The 16,316-nt window shown below is 74.0% G+C and carries 11 protein-coding genes; 8 read left to right on the top strand and 3 right to left on the bottom strand.

Translation table 11 applies throughout. From position 1 onward, the window contains the following. Positions 1–15: 15 nt before the first annotated feature. The gene (locus ABT369_RS33905) at positions 16–378 is read right to left on the bottom strand and encodes a hypothetical protein (protein WP_350618118.1); all 363 of its coding nucleotides are present in this window, start codon (positions 376–378) and stop codon (positions 16–18) included. A 156-nt stretch (positions 379–534) separates the two neighbouring features. Between ABT369_RS33905 and ABT369_RS33900 the strand changes: the two genes are divergently transcribed. Next, positions 535–1,944, top strand: a complete 1,410-nt coding sequence (locus tag ABT369_RS33900; RefSeq protein WP_350618116.1) for an IucA/IucC family protein — start codon at positions 535–537, stop codon at positions 1,942–1,944. 8 nt (positions 1,945–1,952) lie between these two features. On the opposite strand, the gene ABT369_RS33895 is transcribed toward ABT369_RS33900, so the two are convergent. Then, positions 1,953–3,638 carry a substrate-binding domain-containing protein gene (locus ABT369_RS33895; RefSeq protein WP_350618114.1) on the bottom strand — a complete coding sequence of 562 codons (1,686 nt, stop codon included), beginning with the start codon at positions 3,636–3,638 and terminating at the stop codon, positions 1,953–1,955. A 184-nt stretch (positions 3,639–3,822) separates the two neighbouring features. Between ABT369_RS33895 and def the strand changes: the two genes are divergently transcribed. After that, the gene (def, locus tag ABT369_RS33890) at positions 3,823–4,320 is read left to right on the top strand and encodes a peptide deformylase (protein WP_350618112.1); all 498 of its coding nucleotides are present in this window, start codon (positions 3,823–3,825) and stop codon (positions 4,318–4,320) included. Here the strand turns inward: def and ABT369_RS33885 are convergent. After that, complete coding sequence (locus tag ABT369_RS33885; protein ID WP_350618110.1) at positions 4,292–5,386, bottom strand: alanine racemase; 1,095 nt, start codon at positions 5,384–5,386, stop codon at positions 4,292–4,294. The genes def and ABT369_RS33885 overlap by 29 nt on opposite strands. A gap of 65 nt (positions 5,387–5,451) precedes the next feature. Between ABT369_RS33885 and ABT369_RS33880 the strand changes: the two genes are divergently transcribed. The 6 genes from ABT369_RS33880 to ABT369_RS33855 all read left to right on the top strand — a co-directional run bounded on the left by ABT369_RS33880 (position 5,452) and on the right by ABT369_RS33855 (position 16,242). After that, positions 5,452–6,657 carry a hypothetical protein gene (locus ABT369_RS33880; protein ID WP_350618108.1) on the top strand — a complete coding sequence of 402 codons (1,206 nt, stop codon included), beginning with the start codon at positions 5,452–5,454 and terminating at the stop codon, positions 6,655–6,657. A gap of 278 nt (positions 6,658–6,935) precedes the next feature. Further along, complete coding sequence (locus ABT369_RS33875) at positions 6,936–10,622, top strand: DEAD/DEAH box helicase (RefSeq protein WP_350618106.1); 3,687 nt, start codon at positions 6,936–6,938, stop codon at positions 10,620–10,622. Between the two features lie 103 nt (positions 10,623–10,725). Continuing rightward, the gene (locus ABT369_RS33870) at positions 10,726–11,391 is read left to right on the top strand and encodes an SWIM zinc finger family protein (RefSeq protein WP_350618104.1); all 666 of its coding nucleotides are present in this window, start codon (positions 10,726–10,728) and stop codon (positions 11,389–11,391) included. A 141-nt stretch (positions 11,392–11,532) separates the two neighbouring features. Continuing rightward, positions 11,533–13,017 carry an adenosylhomocysteinase gene (gene ahcY / locus ABT369_RS33865; RefSeq protein ID WP_350618102.1) on the top strand — a complete coding sequence of 495 codons (1,485 nt, stop codon included), beginning with the start codon at positions 11,533–11,535 and terminating at the stop codon, positions 13,015–13,017. 727 nt (positions 13,018–13,744) lie between these two features. Continuing rightward, positions 13,745–14,284, top strand: a complete 540-nt coding sequence (locus tag ABT369_RS33860; protein WP_350618100.1) for a dihydrofolate reductase family protein — start codon at positions 13,745–13,747, stop codon at positions 14,282–14,284. A gap of 389 nt (positions 14,285–14,673) precedes the next feature. Continuing rightward, complete coding sequence (locus ABT369_RS33855; RefSeq protein WP_350618098.1) at positions 14,674–16,242, top strand: MFS transporter; 1,569 nt, start codon at positions 14,674–14,676, stop codon at positions 16,240–16,242. Positions 16,243–16,316: the final 74 nt, after the last annotated feature.

Raw genomic sequence — 16,316 nt, 5'->3', positions numbered from 1 at the left:
CGCATCCGTCTGCGTTCAGACGGTGACGTCGACGTGGTTGCCGTCGTCGGCGGGCTTCGCCTGGCCGACCTCCGGGTCCGGCTGGGCGGCGGTGCGGGAGGCCGCGAACGCCATGATGAACGACCACGGGGGCACGGCGGCGGACGCGTTCGTGACGGCACCCGTCGGCGACAGGTGATAGCCGGTGGCGCCGGCGATGGCGGCGCGGTCGCCCGGGGTGAGCTTGCTCAGCACCTGCTGCGAGGCGGGCAGGCCACCCTTCGGCGGAGGTGCGGGCGCTTCCACGGCCGCGTTCGTCGCCGCGCCCGGCACCGGTTTCGGTGGTGCCGGCGGTTGGGCGGCGGCCGGCGTGCTGGCCGTCAGTTGTCTGATCTCCATAATGGCCTCCCGAAGCGTCCGTGCTCCAAGCTGATCCTCGCGTACATCACAGCATTTCCGCAGGTAAACCGGCAGCCAGGCGGTCGGCGCGGACACTTTGGGCCAAACGGACGACGCGAGTCCCAGGCGTCGCAGCGATCTCTCTAGACTCGGTGGGTGGATGCACCTGACGTCGCCGGGACGGCCGCGGCGCTGCGCGAGCACCGGCCGTCGCTCGTCGCCGCTTTCCTGGCATCGGTACCGCCGGCCAGAGCCGCGATCCTCACCCGCCTCTGGGGCGCGTTGTGGCGCGAACAGGTCCTCGACCCGCGGCGTCTCGGCGGTCCTCCCCCGCCGGTGTTCGGCCCGCCGGTCCGTTCGGTGCTCGTCGACGGCCGGGCGTTCGACGACCCGGGCGTGCTGGCCGGGGCGCTGGCGCTCGGCCCCGGGTTCCGGCGGGAGCTGGACAACAGCGTCGCGAACCTGGCCCTGGCGATGACCGCCCCGCCGAGCCCCTTCGGCGGCCTGACCGGCGCCGAGCAGTCCATCGTGGACGGTCACCCGCTGCATCCCTGCTGCCGCACCCGGATCGGCCTGTCCACGCTCGACGTGCTCGCCTACGCCCCGGAGCACCATCCGGACGTGCGGCTGCGGATCGTGGAGACGGACCCGGCGCGGTGGCGGACCGCGGGGGTGCCGGTGCCGCCGCGGTTCCCGGTCCATCCGTGGCAGCTGCCCCGCGCCCTCGCGTCGGGCCTGGTGCGCGACACCGGTGTCGACGTGCCGGCGCGGCCGCTGATGTCGCTGCGGACCCTGGACGTGGGCACGGGCCATGTGAAGACGGCGGTCGAGGTGCAGATGACCAGCGCGGTGCGGACCCTGTCGGCGGCGGCGATCCACAACGGGCCGCTGGTCTCGGACCTGCTCGCCGCCCTCGACCCCGGCATCGTGGTCCTGCGGGAGGTGTCCGCGGGGACCGTCCTCGACGACGCGGGGCGGCCGCAGCGGGCGCTGGGCGCGGTGTGGCGCGACGCCCCGCCGCCGGACGCGGACGTGCTGCCTCTGGCGCTGCTCCCCCACCGCCCGGACCTGCTGACGCCCGGGTTCTTCCGGGACCTGGTCGGGTTGCTGCTCCCGCCGCTGCTCGAGCTCCTGGAGCGGGGGGTGGGTCTTGAGGCGCACGGCCAGAACACCCTCGTCGAGGTCGCCGCGGGCCGGCCGGTGCGGGTGTACTACCGCGACCTGGGCGGCATCCACGTGCACCCGGGGCGGCTGGCCCGGGCCGGGCACGCGATGCCGCCGCTGGTCGGGGCGCTGCCGACCGGTGATGCGCGGGCGCTGCGCACGAAGGTGCTCGCGTCGGCGTTCGCGACGGTGCTGTCGAGCCTGGTGGCGGCGCTCGGCGACGAGGGGCTGTGGGGGTACGTCGCCGAGGTCGCCGGGCGGTGCGTGTCGGCGGAGGACCGCCGGGCGGTGCTCGAGGAGGACTGGCCGTTGAAGGCGACGACGGCGATGCGTCTGGCCGCGGATCCGCTGGAGGACCGGTGGTGCCCGGTCCCGAACCCGCTGCGTGAGACCTTGCGTTAGACCGTGTGTCAGACCCTGCCGAAGATGGCGGTGAGGAGGACCTCGTTGATGTCGAACGCGGTCTTCGACGTGTAGAGGGTGCCGCCGGAGGCGCGGGAGATCTCCTGCAGCGACGCGAAGTCGGCGTCGTTGCCGTAGCCGACGGTGACGATCGGGACCTTCTTGTCGCTGCCGGCGTTGGCCTGGAGCTTCTCGCGGAGCTGGTCGAGGTTCAGCCCGCCGGTGGAGTCGTCGTTCCTGCCGTCGGTCATGAGCACGACGAGGTTCGTGGCGCCGGGCTGGTAGGTGTCGGCGACGGCCTGCTGGGCGGCGGCCGCGGTGTCGTAGAGGCCGGTGTCGCCGGCCGCGGTGAGCTTGTCGATGGCGGCGGTCATCTGGTCGCGGCGGGGTTTGCCGGCGACCGGGTCGCCGACGCGGCCGATCGGGACGAGCTGCTTGTAGTCGGTGGTGCCGTTCTGCCTGGTGGAGAACACCCACAGGCCGGCGTCGACGTCGCCGGCGAAGAGCTGCACTGCGCTGCGGGCGGCGTCCTTGGCCAGCTGCATGCGGGTCTTGCCGGTGCCGGGGACCTGTTCGTTCATGGATCCGGAGACGTCGAGGACGAGCAGGACGTTGGTGGGGCGGGTCAGGGCGGTCCAGGTGTCCATCGACTGTTTCACCGACTCGGGCAGCAGGACGGCCCGCGGGACGGTCTTGATCCGGGCGGCGAACGTCGAGCCGGCCAGGGCGGGGCCCGCGGCGCGGTTCGGGTCGCGGAACCCGGCGTCCTGGAAGACCTTGCGGCCGTCGGGGCCGCGGGCGTACGCGAGGAAGGCTTTCGCGGTGTCCTGTTTGTCCTTCGACGACCAGGGCGCCTCGAGGATGAGGTAGGGGTTGTCGGCGTCGGCGCTGCCGTTGGAGGGGTAGACGGCGACGAGCGGGGTGTGCGGGTTGGCCTTGTTGTAGGTGAGGACGTCCTGCTCGAGGGCGGGGAACGCGGAGACGTACCGCAGGGCGGTACCGTCGCGGTCGGCCTTGGACAGCCCGTCGAGCAGCTGGGCGGTGGTGTCGGTGTAGACGGCGCGTTCGGACTTGAGCTTGGCGAGGGTGGCCTGCTCGTCGGCGGTGACCTCGCCGTCGTCGTTGCCGTCGAGGATCGCCATGAGGGCGAGCAGCCCGGCGGTGGACTGCAGCGGGTCGGTCATGCCGAACTTGAACGCGCCCCACTCGGGTTTGTGGTACGTGGCCCAGCCCTGCGGGTCCGCCGCCACCTTGTTGATCATGTCTTGCCAGGAGATCTCGCCGTCGGGCCAGCCGAGGGCCTCGGCCATCGGCTGGGGCATGGCGAGGATCGACGGGGTCCGGGCGAGGCTGGGCTGCAGGTCGGGCATCATCCGCTCGGCGATCGGGGCGGTGGAGGCCCGCCGGACCCAGGCGGTGGAGTCGGGGACCCACACGTCGGGCGGGGTGCCGGTCTTCGCGTCCCATTCGGTGCCGAGGGCCTGGGCCATGACGGCGGTGTCGCGGGCGGTGACGGCGACGTGCGCGCACTGCCCGGCGACGGCCGGGCGGGTCGCGGACCACTTGGTGGCGAGGTCTTCCAGGAGGGTCGCGGTGGCCGGGGAGGCGGCGACGGCCGCGGTGACGGAGCCGGTGCACGTGGTCGTCGCCAGCCGGTCGTAGGCGAACCAGCCGCCGCCGGCGACGAGCGCCACGGCGAGCCCGGCGACGATCCACGGTGTCCATCGAAAGCGGTCCTGAGCTGGGCTGCGGCGGTGTGACCGCACATCTGCCCGGTCGGCCGGGTGGGCCATGGGTGTGCCTCCGGGGGTGGGAAGTCGGCATAGTGTAGGCCCTGGTCGTCCGGGGTCGGCCCGGCCCCGGACTACGCTTTCGCAGGTGACGACGCGACCGATCCGGCTGCTGGGCGACCCGGTGCTCCGCTCCCCCGCCGCGCCGGTGACCGCCTTCGATGCCGAGCTGCGGGCGCTGGTCCGGGACCTGTTCGACACCCTCGACGCGCAGCCGGGCCGGGCCGGGGTCGCGGCGCCGCAGATCGGGGTGTCCGCGCGGGTCTTCGTCTACGGCACCAACGCCGGCCGCGGGCACATCGTGAATCCGCAGGTCACGGCCAGTTCCGGAACCCAGGTCGGTGACGAGGGCTGCCTGTCCATCCCCGGTCTGGCGTTTCCCGCGGTACGGCCGGCAGCGGTGACCGTCGAGGGCTTCGACGAGCACGGCGACCCGATCACCGTGGCCGGGACGGGGTTCCTCGCCCGGGCGCTGCGCCACGAGTGCGACCACCTGGACGGGGTGCTGTACATCGACACGCTCACCGGCGACGCCCGCCGGCAGGCGCTGCGGGCGGTCAGGGCCGGGTTTCGCCCAGGGTCGTGAACCGGGGCGGGTCGAGGCGCAGGAAGCCGTGGTGGGCGACCTCCCAGCCGTAGGCGCCGGTGTTGGCGAACAGCAGCACGTCCCCGGCCCGCAGCCGCCGCACGGGCTCGTCACGGGCGAGGACGTCGCGGGGGTTGCACTGCTCCCCCGCGACGGTGACGTGCGCGCCGGTCACCTCGGGCCGCGGCCACGGGTAGGGCCAGGCGTCGACGGGCACGATCGTGAAGGGGTGGCTGTACCCCCACGACGCCGGCAGCCGGAAGTGGTGGGTGCCGCCTTTCACGACCGCGAACCAGGTGCCGTGGCTGGCCTTGACGTCGATGACCTCGGCCGCGTACCAGCCGGCGGGCGCGGCCACGAACCGGCCCGGCTCCACGACGAGCGTGACCCCCGCCGGGACCTCGACGTCACGCAGCTCGGACAGGTCGAAGGCGCGCCGGCCGGTGACGTCGACGCCGAATCCGCCGCCGGCGTTGACGACGGGCCCGATGCCGCGGTCCCGCGCCCAGGCGAGGCAGTCGCGCAGGAACGCGGCATGGGCGTTCGCGTCGAGGTTGTTCGACACCGCGTGCAGGTGCACGCCGCGCACGTCGTGGTGCCGGGCGAGCTCGAGCGCTTCGCCGAGGTCGTCCTCGGCGAGCCCGAACTGCGTCGCCTCCCCGGACATGCGGTGCGAGCCGGGCAGGGCCGGATGGGCGCGGTTGACCCGCAGGCAGATCGCGGCGCGGCCGGGGATGCGGCGCAGCTCGTGGAGGCTCTCGACGTTGATGACGGCCCCGGCCTCGACGGCCCGGTGCAGCAGCGCGTCGGGTTTCGCGGGCCCGCTGAGGATCAGGTCCGCGCCGGTGGCCGCGGCGGCTTCGAGCTCACCGGCGGAGGCGACCTCGATCGCGTCGGCCGCGGCGGCCGCGGCGGCGAGGATGTCCGGGTGGCCGTTGGCTTTCATGGCGTACGCGATGAGGGTCCCCGGCGGCAGGGCCTCACGCAGTGCGTGGATGCGGTCGCGGATGACGCCGGGGTCGTAGACGTACGCGGGTAGCGGCCCGGCGAGAGCGGCCTCGATCACACGTGGGTTGGGTGACACCGCACTCCGTTCGGCTCCGCTCGGGCGGGCGCAGTAGGCTCACGCCGATGCGCCTCATCGACGTCCGCGACCCGATCGCGTTGTGGCAGTACGCGGAACGGTATCTCGGCGTCGGGACCCGCACGTACAGCCCCTACGCCGCGGACCTGGACATCGCCGACGCGTACCATCCGCAGCACGGCACGGCGACGTTCGACCTCCCGACGTTCCGGGTCCCGTCGCCGCTGGGCGCCTACCGCCCGGCCGCCACCGGCTCGCCCCTCTCGGCCCTGTACTTCGACGGTGACACGCTGCTGCTGCCGGTGCACCCGAACACCCTCGACAGCCCCGACCTCGCGGGCCGCGCCGCGCTGGCGGCGCTCGAGCCGGGCCCGCCGCTGACCGCCGTGCCGTCGGCGAACGCCCGCACCGTCTTCGTCACCGCCCACGACGGCCGCCCGGTGACCCCGCACTTCGTGAAGCTGCACTACCCGCGCCGCCTGTCGCGGTTCACCCGCCGCCTGCGCCGCCCGGTGATCGAGCTGCAGCTGTGGGTGTCCGACGAGCTGCGCCGGGCCGGCACTCCCGTCCTGCCGGAGATCGGCGGCGGCTGGTTCGACCCGGGCCTGGGCGACGAGGCGTGGGGCTTCCTGGTCCGCACCGCCCTGCTCGACGGCGCCCCGAGGTTCACGGTGCCGTTGTTCGCCCTGTACGGCGCCGACCTGCACGCCCCCGCCGACCCGACCCTGCTGGAGCAGCTGGTCGACGCGTTCGGCGAGCCGCCCGAGCAGTTCGTGGCGCAGCGGATCGTCGCCCCGATGGTCCGCATGTGGTCGCAGACGGCCCGCCGCACCGGCTGCCCCCTGGAGACCCACGGCCAGAACACCCTTTTCGCGTTCGACCTGCAGCAACGCCGGACCGCGATCCTGTACCGCGACTGCGCCATCTACGTCGACAGCGCCCTGCGCGCCAAGGCGGGCCTGCCACCCGGCCTCCCCCCGGCGAACGTCATCCCCCGCGACGTCCCCCTGGCCGCGGACGAGGTGTTCTCGCTGACGTACGACAGCTTCATGGGCCACCACGCCCTGTCCTACGTGGCGGCGCTGGCGCAGTCCCGCTGGTCGGTGCCCCCGTCGGCGCTGCACGCCACCGCGAGGGCGGCGTTCACGGCGCCGGACCTGCTGCCGGGGACGGTCTTCTACTACGACAACGTCCTGTACGACAACGGCGACTGGAAGCTGGTCGACACCGGCGAACACCCCGACTGGCGCTGACGCCGGCACGCCGCCGCGGATCGTCCGGCCACCGCTGCGGGACAATCCCGCGGAGAGGCCCTAACGACCGCGCCGTCTCCCGCACACCGCCACCAGCCCTGGATCCGTCCGCCGGGGTTTGCTGGTTCCTTGTCGCCCATCCAGCTCGGGCGGGGCACGAACCGGGCCGGCTACGGCCGATGCGGTGCGGCAACCCCGGCCAGATCCGCGGGCGCGACGCGTCCGGCTCGGCACCGGGGTCCGCAGCGGAGGCGGCGGGGCGCGTTAGGGTCGTACCGGTGATCGTCGTGCACGGCCTGGTGCTGCCGGACGGAACCCTCGCCTGCTGGGCCGAGTCCCCGGACGCCGCCCTGCACCCACCCACCACCACGCCCTCACACGCGTCGCCGGCTCCCGAGCCGCTGCCGGCCGCAACCCCGAGCGCAAACCCAGCGCCACCCGCGACGGCCCCAGCCGCCAACACCCCACCGGCCGCCGCGCCGACGGCCGCGCCTCCAACTGCCGCGCTCCCATCCTCGGTGCCCCTGGCCGCCGAAGCGCCGCTCGCAGCCGCCGGGGAGCCCTCGCCGCTGTCTCCGGCCGCCGCGCCCGGCACCGACCGCGGCCATCACGGCACCGACCCGGCGAACGCCACCCCGTCCACGCCGCCACAGGACATGTCCGTCACCGGCCCGGCGGAGGGCACCCCGTCCACGCCGTCCACGCCGCCACCAGACGCGTCCGTTCTGGGCCTGGCGGAGGGCACGGCGCCGTCCGAGGGTCCGGCCGTGCACCCGTTCGCGGTTCTCCCGCCGCTGCCCGGCACCGTCGCGACCGCCGATCTCCTCCTCCCGTCGACTCCGCACCACCCGGCCCCGTCCCCGGAGCTGGCGGCGCATCTGCCGTCGCGGCGCCGCGCGGCCGCGCGCCGTCACACCGTGTGGACTGTCCCGATCGTCGTCCTTTCCCCGGGCAGCGACCCGGATCTGCTGCTGTCGACCGTCTCCGACGTCGCCCCGGGCGCGTCGATCGGCGCCCTCACCGACCTGGTCGTCTTCGCCACGGACCTGGCCGACCGCGGCCGGTTCCTGCCCGCCCTGACCACCGAGCCGGCCCCGGGCGGCGGCCGGGGCCCGGCGGCGAGGTGGCGCCCGGCCCTGTGGGGCGCCGACGCGGCCACGTTCGACGCCCTGTGCCGTGCGATGCCCGGCGTGGCCGCCGCGGCCACGGACCCGGCCCGGCACCGGTTCCGCCTCCCGGCGGACCGTCCCGCGTGGTCGCCCGGGGACGCGGCCCGAGCCGCCCTGGACACGGCCGTCGACCACCTCGTCCGGGCCCGGCTGCGCGGCGGGCCACTGCTCGGCGACGGGGAGGCCCGCCACGACACCGCCGTCCGCGCCTGGCTCGCCGCCCTCACGACCCCCGACGCCCGCCTGCGCACCGCCACCGCCACCGCCGCCACCAACGGCGCGGAGGCGGTGGGTCCGGGCCGGGGCGGTTTCGCGGCGCAGGCCCGCGCGGAGGCCCGGGCGATCGCGGCGGCCGCCGCCCGTGGCCTGCCGGTCCCGAAACCCGCCGCGGAACCAGAACCGGAACCGGCACCTGAGCCGGTGGCGGGAGCGGGGGCGGTCATGGCGGACGGGCCCGAGGTCGCCCGGCTGCGGGAGCTCCTCGAGCGGTGGTCGGACAGCGGCCGCCCCGCACCGGTGCGGACCTGCTTCCGGCTGTCCTACGTCGAGGCCGGCGACGATGACGACGGTCTCGCCCCGGACCCGGCCGGTGACGACGGTGCCGCTGGGCGGCCGGGTCCGCCGGGCCGGTTCGACGACGACGGCGGGTCGTGGCTGGTCGAGTTCCTGCTGCAGCCCGCGGCCGAGCCGGGGCTGCTCGTGCCGGCCCGGGACGTGTGGCACGACGGGGCGTCGCCGCTGTTCAAGTGGGTCGACTATCCGCAGGATGTGCTGCTGGAGGATCTGGGCCGGGCGAGCCGGCTGTGGCCGGATCTCGATGAGGCGCTGTGGGGGCCGCGGCCGGTGTCGCTGCGGCTGGACACGATCGGCGCGCACCGGTTTCTGACGTTCGCGTCGCTGCTGCACGACGCCGGGTTCGGGGTGCTGCTGCCGGCGCAGTGGCAGCGGCGGCAGGAGCTGGGGCTGACGCTGTCGGTGCGGACGCGGCAGCCGGCGGCGCCGGTGCTGCGGGACACGACGACGAACCGGGCCGCGATCGTAGGGTTCCGGTGGGGTCTCGCGATCGGCGACGAGTTCCTGTCCGAGGCCGACCTGGCGGAGCTGGCCCGGGCGAAGGTGCCCCTGGTGCGGCTGCGCGGCCGCTGGGTGCACCTGGACCGGGAGCGGCTGCGGGCGGGGCTGGCGTTCCTGCGCCGCGGCGGACGCGGGGAGATGACCGCGGGTGAGGCGATGCGCCTGACCCGCCTGGTCCCGGACTCGGACCTGCCGCTGCCGGTGACCGGCGTCGACGGGGAGGGCTGGCTCGCGGACCTGCTCACCGGCCGGGCCCCGGAACGTCTCGAGCTTCTCGACCCGCCGCCGGGCCTGACCGCGCAGCTGCGCCCGTATCAGCGGCGGGGCGTGTCGTGGCTGGCGTTCCTCGACGCGGTCGGTGTCGGGGCGCTCCTCGCCGACGACATGGGCCTGGGCAAGACGGTGCAGGTCCTCGCCCTGGAGGCGCATCTGCGGGCGCAGGGGCCGAGGCCGCCGACGCTGATCGTGTGCCCGCTGTCGGTGCTGGGCAACTGGCGGCGGGAGATCGAGCGGTTCACGCCGCACCTGACGGTCCGGGTCCACCACGGCGCCGCCCGGCGCGCCGGCAGCGGCCCGGACGGGGCCGACCTGGTCCTGACCACGTATCAGGTCGCGACCCGCGACGCCGACACTCTCGCCGCGGTCGCGTGGGACCGGGTCGTGCTCGACGAGGCCCAGCACGTGAAGAACGCGGCCGGGGTGACGGCCCGGGCGGTGCGGCGGTTCCCGGCCCGGCACCGGGTGGCGCTGACCGGGACGCCGGTGGAGAACCGGCTCACGGAGCTGTGGTCGATCGCGGACTTCCTCAACCCGGGCCTGCTCGGCGAGGCGTCGCTGTTCCGCGCCCGGTACTCCGTTCCGGTCGAGCGGTGGGGCGACGAGGACGCGGCCCGGCGGCTGCGGCGGGTGACGCGGCCGTTCCTGCTGCGGCGGGTCAAGACGGACCGGGCGGTGATCGCGGACCTGCCGGAGAAGTTCGAGCGCCGCCAGTGGTGCAACCTGACCCTGGAGCAGGCGACGCTCTACAAGGCGGTCGTCGACGAGCTGTTCGTGAAGTTGCGGGAGGGCCGGGCCGGGTCGCAGCGCAAGGGCCTGGTGCTGTCGGCGATGACGAAACTCAAGCAGGTGTGCAACCACCCGGCGCATCTGATGGGCGACGGGACGCCGCTGCCGGGCCGCTCGGGGAAGCTCGCCCGGCTGGAGGAGATCCTGGCCGCGGCGACCCAGGCCGGGGACCGGGCACTGGTGTTCACGCAGTTCGCGAAGTTCGGGCAGCTCCTCGCCCCGCATCTGGCGCAGCGGCTGGGCACGGGGGTGGAGTTCCTGCATGGCGGTACACCACAAGGATCCCGCGACCGGATGGTGGAACGGTTCCAGTCCGGGCCGGGCCCGGGGGTGCTGCTGGTGTCGCTGAAGGCGGGCGGGACCGGCCTGAACCTGACCGCGGCGAACCATGTCGTGCACGTGGACCGGTGGTGGAACCCGGCCACGGAGGCGCAGGCGACGGACCGGGCGTTCCGCATCGGGCAGCGCCGCGACGTTCAGGTCCACACGTTCGTGTGTATCGGCACGATCGAGGAGCGGGTCGAGGAGATCATGGCGAGCAAGCGGGACCTGGCCGGGGTCGCGGTCGGCTCCGGCGAGGGCTGGCTCACCGGCCTGTCGACGAACGACCTGCTCGACCTCATGTCCCTGGCGCCGGAGGCGGTTGCGGATGTCTGACACGAGCTGGTCCCACCAGTTCCTGACCATGCTCGAATCCTTGCGGATGGGTACGACATTTTCGGCCGGGCGACGCTACGCCCGCGCCGGGCAGGTACGCTCCGTGACGATTTCGACGAGTATCGTGACGGCGCTGGTCGTCGACGAGGACGGTGAGACGTACCGGGCCCGTATCGGCGTGCAGGCGTACTCCGCCGCCGACTGGGCCCGCATCGAACGGGCCCTGGCCGGGGAGGCGATCCACGCCGCGAAACTCCTCGCCGGGCACCTGCCGGACAATCTCGAGCGGCTCCTGGCCGGGTTCGGGCTGTCGCTGTTCCCGCAGTCACTGTCCGAGATCGTCCTGGACTGCTCGTGCCCCGGCTGGCAGAAGCCGTGCCGGCACCTGACCGCCGCCTGTTACGTCCTGGCCGGGGAGTTCGACGCCGACCCGTTCGCGATCCTCGCCTGGCGGGGCCGCGGCCGCGACGAGCTCCTCGAGGCGCTGCGCGGGCACCGGGTCTCCGCCCTGGCCCACATCGCCGGCCGCCAGCAGGCCCCGCCGGATGACCAACCCCGCAGCGGTACCTTCTGGGAAGCCGGCCCGCGCCTCACCCCGCCCGAGCCGGCCGTCCCGGGCGCGCTGCGCCGCGGCGACGCGATCCTCGAGCAGCTCGACGCGCTGCCGCTAACCGTCGGCCGGTTCGACGTCACCGACGTGCTGCGTGCCGCCTATCACACCGCCACCCGCGCCGAGCCGGGGTTGCCGGACCGCCGCCGCGGCCGGTAGCGTGATTCACAGCTGCGAGTAATCGCCGCGGTCAGGGCCGAGAGGCGCTGCGACGGACCCATGAGCGTCCGCCACGCTCGGCCACACCTGACTTCCCTTGACCACAAGGGCGCCTCCTGTCACCGGGAGGTGACCTCAGGTATGTCCGAAACCCAGCACCCCTACCTGCAGCAGCGCGGCGGCATCGACTTCGCCGTCGCCGACCTGTCCCTCGCCGAAGCCGGCCGCACCCAGATCCGGCTCGCCGAGCACGAGATGCCGGGCCTGATGGCCACCCGCGCCGAGTACGCCGCCGCCCAGCCGCTGCGCGGCGCCCGCATCGCCGGCAGCCTGCACATGACCGTGCAGACCGCGGTGCTCATCGAGACCCTCGTCGCGCTCGGCGCCGACGTCCGGTGGGTGTCGTGCAACATCTTCTCCACCCAGGACGAGGCCGCCGCCGCGGTCGTCGTCGGCGCCACCGGCACCCCCGACGCCCCCGCCGGCACACCCGTGTTCGCGTGGAAGGGCGAGACGCTGCAGGAGTACTGGTGGTGCACCGACCAGCTCTTCCAGTTCACCGGCGACGGCGGCGAGATCGTCGGCCCGAACATGATCGTCGACGACGGCGGCGACGCGACCCTGCTGGTGCACAAGGGCGCCGAGTTCGAGACCCGCGGCGCGGTGCCGGCGGCGACCGAAGGCGACGACCACGAGTACACCATCATCCTCGACACCCTCCGGGCGAGCCTCGCAGCCGACCCGCAGCGGTTCACCCGCATCGCGGCCGCCGTGCGGGGCGTCACCGAGGAGACCACCAACGGCGTCAAGCGCCTCTACAAGCTCGCCGACGCCGGTGAGCTGCTCTTCCCGGCGATCAACGTCAACGACTCGGTCACGAAGTCGAAGTTCGACAACACGTACGGCATCCGCCACTCGCTCCTCGACGGGCTCAACCGGGCCACGGACGTGATGCTGGCCGGGAAGCTCGCCGTCGTCTGCGGCTACGGCGACGTCGGCAAGGGCGCCGCGGAGGCTTTGCGCGGCCAGGGCGCCCGGGTCGTCGTCACCGAGATCGACCCGATCTGCGCCCTGCAGGCGGCGATGCACGGCCTGCCCGTCGTCCGCCTCGACGACGTCATCGACACCGCCGACGTGATCATCACCGCGACCGGGAACAAGGGCATCATCACCGCCGCCCAGCTCGCCCGCCTCAAGCACAACGCGATCGTCGGCAACGTCGGGCACTTCGACAACGAGATCGACATGGCCGGCCTCGCCCAGCTGCCCGGCATCGTCAAGCGCGAGATCAAGCCCCAGGTCCACGAGTGGGTCCGCACCGACGGCCGTTCGATCATCGTGCTGTCCGAGGGGCGCCTGCTCAACCTCGGCAACGCCACCGGCCACCCGAGCTTCGTCATGTCGAACTCGTTCACGAACCAGACGATCGCGCAGATCGAGCTGTTCACGAAGCCCGGTGCGTACGAGCGGCAGGTCTACCGCCTGCCGAAGCACCTCGACGAGAAGGTCGCCGCCCTGCACCTGGACGCGCTGGGGGTGCGGCTGACGGAGCTGACGAAGGAGCAGGCCGAGTACATCGGCGTCGACGTCACCGGCCCCTACAAGCCGGAGCATTACCGCTACTGACAATGCACGCCGGGGTTGTGGTCGCTTCGGCACCGCAGCCCCGGCACCCCGCCGCCCCCGCGCCGCCGGCTACCCGGCCTGCTCGAGGGCGGCGACGGTCACCGCTCCTGCCATGCCGGCTACCGGAGGGAGCCCGCCGGACACCGAGCTCCTGCTCGGGGAGGCGCCGCCGGGGCAGGCCATCGTGCCTCGGATCGCGTCTCCCCGCGTGGGCCTGCGGCTTGATTCCGCTTGACGATGCCGGGCAGCGGGGCAGAGGCTCGGCCCGACCTCTCCGACCCCGCTATGGGCGCACGATCCCCGTGATCGTGCGCCCATAGCGGGGTCGGGCGCTGATGGGTGCACGACCCCCGCGGCCCGGGACCAGGCAGCCGCCGCCCCGGCCGCTCGTCACCGCCAGCTCGCAAACCGTGAAGATGCCGCATGACCGGTGCCGGTACGGCCGCGCCCGTCCTGCACGTCCACCAGGTCGGCGTGGTCGGCGGCATGACCGACCCGCTGCGGTCCACCGCCGGGCTGCCCGCGCGACCGGGGCATGCACGCCGACCCGCAGCTACGCGCCCGTGACTCGCCGGTGCGGCCCGTCCCACGGCCCGTCCCACGGCCCGTGCCGCGACCCGCAGCGGTTCAAATCCGGTGAGCCGGCCGCATCGAGGACCGATGAATCGGCCACGCGAGCGTCGTCTCATCAGCGACGATCCCGGATGACGAAAGGCGGCAACCACCCATGGCCATCATGCTGTACTCGGCGTCGATGTCCCTCGACGGCTTCATCGCCGGCCCAGGCGGCGACATGAGCTGGCTCACCCCGCATATCGCCCCGAACCCTCTGGTCGACGACCTCATCCCCCGCATCGGCGCCCTGATCGTCGGCAACCGCACCTTCGGCGGCGACGATCCCCACCGCGGCACCGAAGGCGCCGGGAAGCCGTTCGGCGGTGGCTGGGACGGCCCGCAATACGTCGTCACGCACCACCCCCGCCCGGACGGCGACGGCATCACGTTCGTCCCCGACGTCGAGACCGCGGTGCGTGAGGCGAAGGCCGCCGCCGGAGACGGGTACGTCAACATCCTCGGCGCCGACATCGCCCGCCAGTGCCTGGCCCTCGGTGAGCTCGACGAGATCCTGGCGATCACCGTCCCGGTCCTGCTCGGCGCCGGCACCCGGCTCTTCGCCGCCGTCGGTACGCCCCCGGTCCAGTTGGAGCAGGTCCGCGTCACCCACACCGAGCAGGCGATCAACACCTGGATGCGGATTATCAAATAACGGCAATCCGGTAATCGTAATTCGGTAATTCCGGCTCGGTCACTGTCCGTGGCCGAGACGACGGCGGGACCGGCCGGCGCGACTGGGCTCGCCGAACCCGGCGACACAGTATTACCGCCTCCCGGACAGGCCCAGGAACCCGGTCGAACCGACCCCCGCCGCCATTCCCGCCGTGTATCGCCGTCGCCCGGACTGCGTACCCGGCAGCCGCCCGGGCGACGGTCCGGGGCGGCTGCGGTCACCCCGCCGGGCGGGCCTCCGACGGTCGCATGGAAGCTGCATCATCACTGTCCGTCGAACCATGAACGCCCTGCCGCGGGACCCCGCGGCAGGGGGCAAAGGTGCCCAAACCGGTGGCCCGCTCCGCCCCGGCAGCGTAGAACTCCGGAGTGTTCAAGATCCTGCGCCGGCCGTACGCGGTGGCCCTGGCCGCCACGAACCTCCTCGTCCGCCTCGCCGGCGGCGCCGTCGCGCTCGCGCTGGTCCTGTTCGCCGAGGGGACCCGCGGCTCGTTCACCGCGGCCGGGCTCCTCGCCGGATCATTCGCCGTCGGTACCGCCGCCGGCGCCCCCGTCACCGGCCGGCTCGTCGACCGCCTCGGCGCCACCCGGGTCCTGCTCGCCACCGCCGCCGTCCACGCCGCCGCGCTCCTGGCCGTCGCCGCGCTGCCGGCCATCCCCCTGCCCGCCGCGGCCGCCCTCGCCGTCATCGCCGGTGCGGCCCGACCACCGGTCGGTGCCTGGATGCGCGGCATCTGGGCGGCGATCCTGGACAACGACCGCGACCGCCAGGCCTCGTACCGCTTCGAAAGCGCCCTCCTCGAGGTCGGCTTCATCGCCGGCCCCCTGATCGCCGGCCTCGTCGCCGCCCTCGGCCGCCCCGCGCTGGGCCTGGTCCTCACCGCCGTCACCGCGGCCGCCGCGTCGACGGTCTTCGCGCTGCTCCCCCCGTCCCGAGCCGCCGACCCCCGCTACACCGTCACCGGCCGTCGCAGCGCAGCCGCCCTCCGCACCACCGCCGACCCCCGCCACGCCGCCACCGACCCCCGCAGCACAGCTGCCCTCCGCACCACCACCGGCCGCAGCAGCACCACCGGCCGGGTCGCCGAAGCCGGCCGGGCCGGAAGGGCCGAGCGCCAGCCGCCCCGCCCAGCCACCGAAGCAACAGCCACACCGGCACCCGGACCCGACACCACCACGACCCGCCCCAGCCCGAGCCACGACGCACCCAGGCCACCCGCCCACCAGCACGACACCGGCGACGAGGCCGGCGAAGGCCGTGACAACCAGTCGACGCAGCGTGACATGCTCGGCGCCCTACGCTCCCCGGCCATCCGCACACTCGTCGTATCCAGAACAGCACTCGGAGTAACCCTCGGTGCGCTGCAGGTCACCGCAGCCGGCTACGCCACCGCCCACGGCCGCCCCGGATTCGCCGGCATCCTCCTCGGCGCCCTCGCCGTCGGCAGCCTGGCCGGCAGCGTCGCCCTCCGGCTGCGCCCCACCGCCCTCGCCGCCGTCATGTGCGCCGTCCTCGTCCCGCTGTTCGCCCCGGCCGGCCTGTGGTGGCTCGCGATCCTCTTCGCGATCGCCGGGGCACCGGTGGCGCCGCTCAACGCCGTCGCGTACGAGATCACCGAACGCGCCGCCCCGCCCGGCACCGCCACCGAGGCCCGCATGTGGACCAGCACCGCGACGATGGCCGGCACCGCCCTCGGCACCGCCATCGCCGGCGCGGCCGTCGAGCAGTGGTCACCCCGAGCCGCGCTGCTCACCGCCCTGACCGGCGCGATCCTGGCCCTCACCGCCGACGCGACCACCCGGACCAGCGCATCACCCAAAAAAGAACAAGCCGATCCAGCACCAGTCGATCCAGCACCAGTCGATCCAGCACCGGCCGGCGCGGCACCGCACGACGCCGGATCGGCGACACGCCCGCAACCGGCCGCACACCCGTAGACGGCGGACACCTGTCATCGGCGGACACCCGTGGACGGGGTGGCCGCCGATGCGACCAGGAGCGGCGCCCGCAA

The organism is Dactylosporangium sp. NPDC000244 (genome assembly GCF_040300725.1).
In the GTDB taxonomy this organism is placed as follows: Bacteria; Actinomycetota; Actinomycetes; order Mycobacteriales; family Micromonosporaceae; genus Dactylosporangium.
This window is presented reverse-complemented; position numbering and strand designations above follow the sequence as displayed.

What these genes read in the sequence shown, in the direction of transcription:
- ahcY (WP_350618102.1), top strand. Translation starts at nt 11,533, where the DNA reads ATGTCCGAAACCCAGCACCCCTACCTGCAGCAGCGCGGCGGCATCGAC.
- ABT369_RS33905 (WP_350618118.1), bottom strand. Translation starts at nt 378, where the DNA reads ATGGAGATCAGACAACTGACGGCCAGCACGCCGGCCGCCGCCCAACCG.
- ABT369_RS33860 (WP_350618100.1), top strand. Translation starts at nt 13,745, where the DNA reads ATGGCCATCATGCTGTACTCGGCGTCGATGTCCCTCGACGGCTTCATC.
- ABT369_RS33880 (WP_350618108.1), top strand. Translation starts at nt 5,452, where the DNA reads ATGCGCCTCATCGACGTCCGCGACCCGATCGCGTTGTGGCAGTACGCG.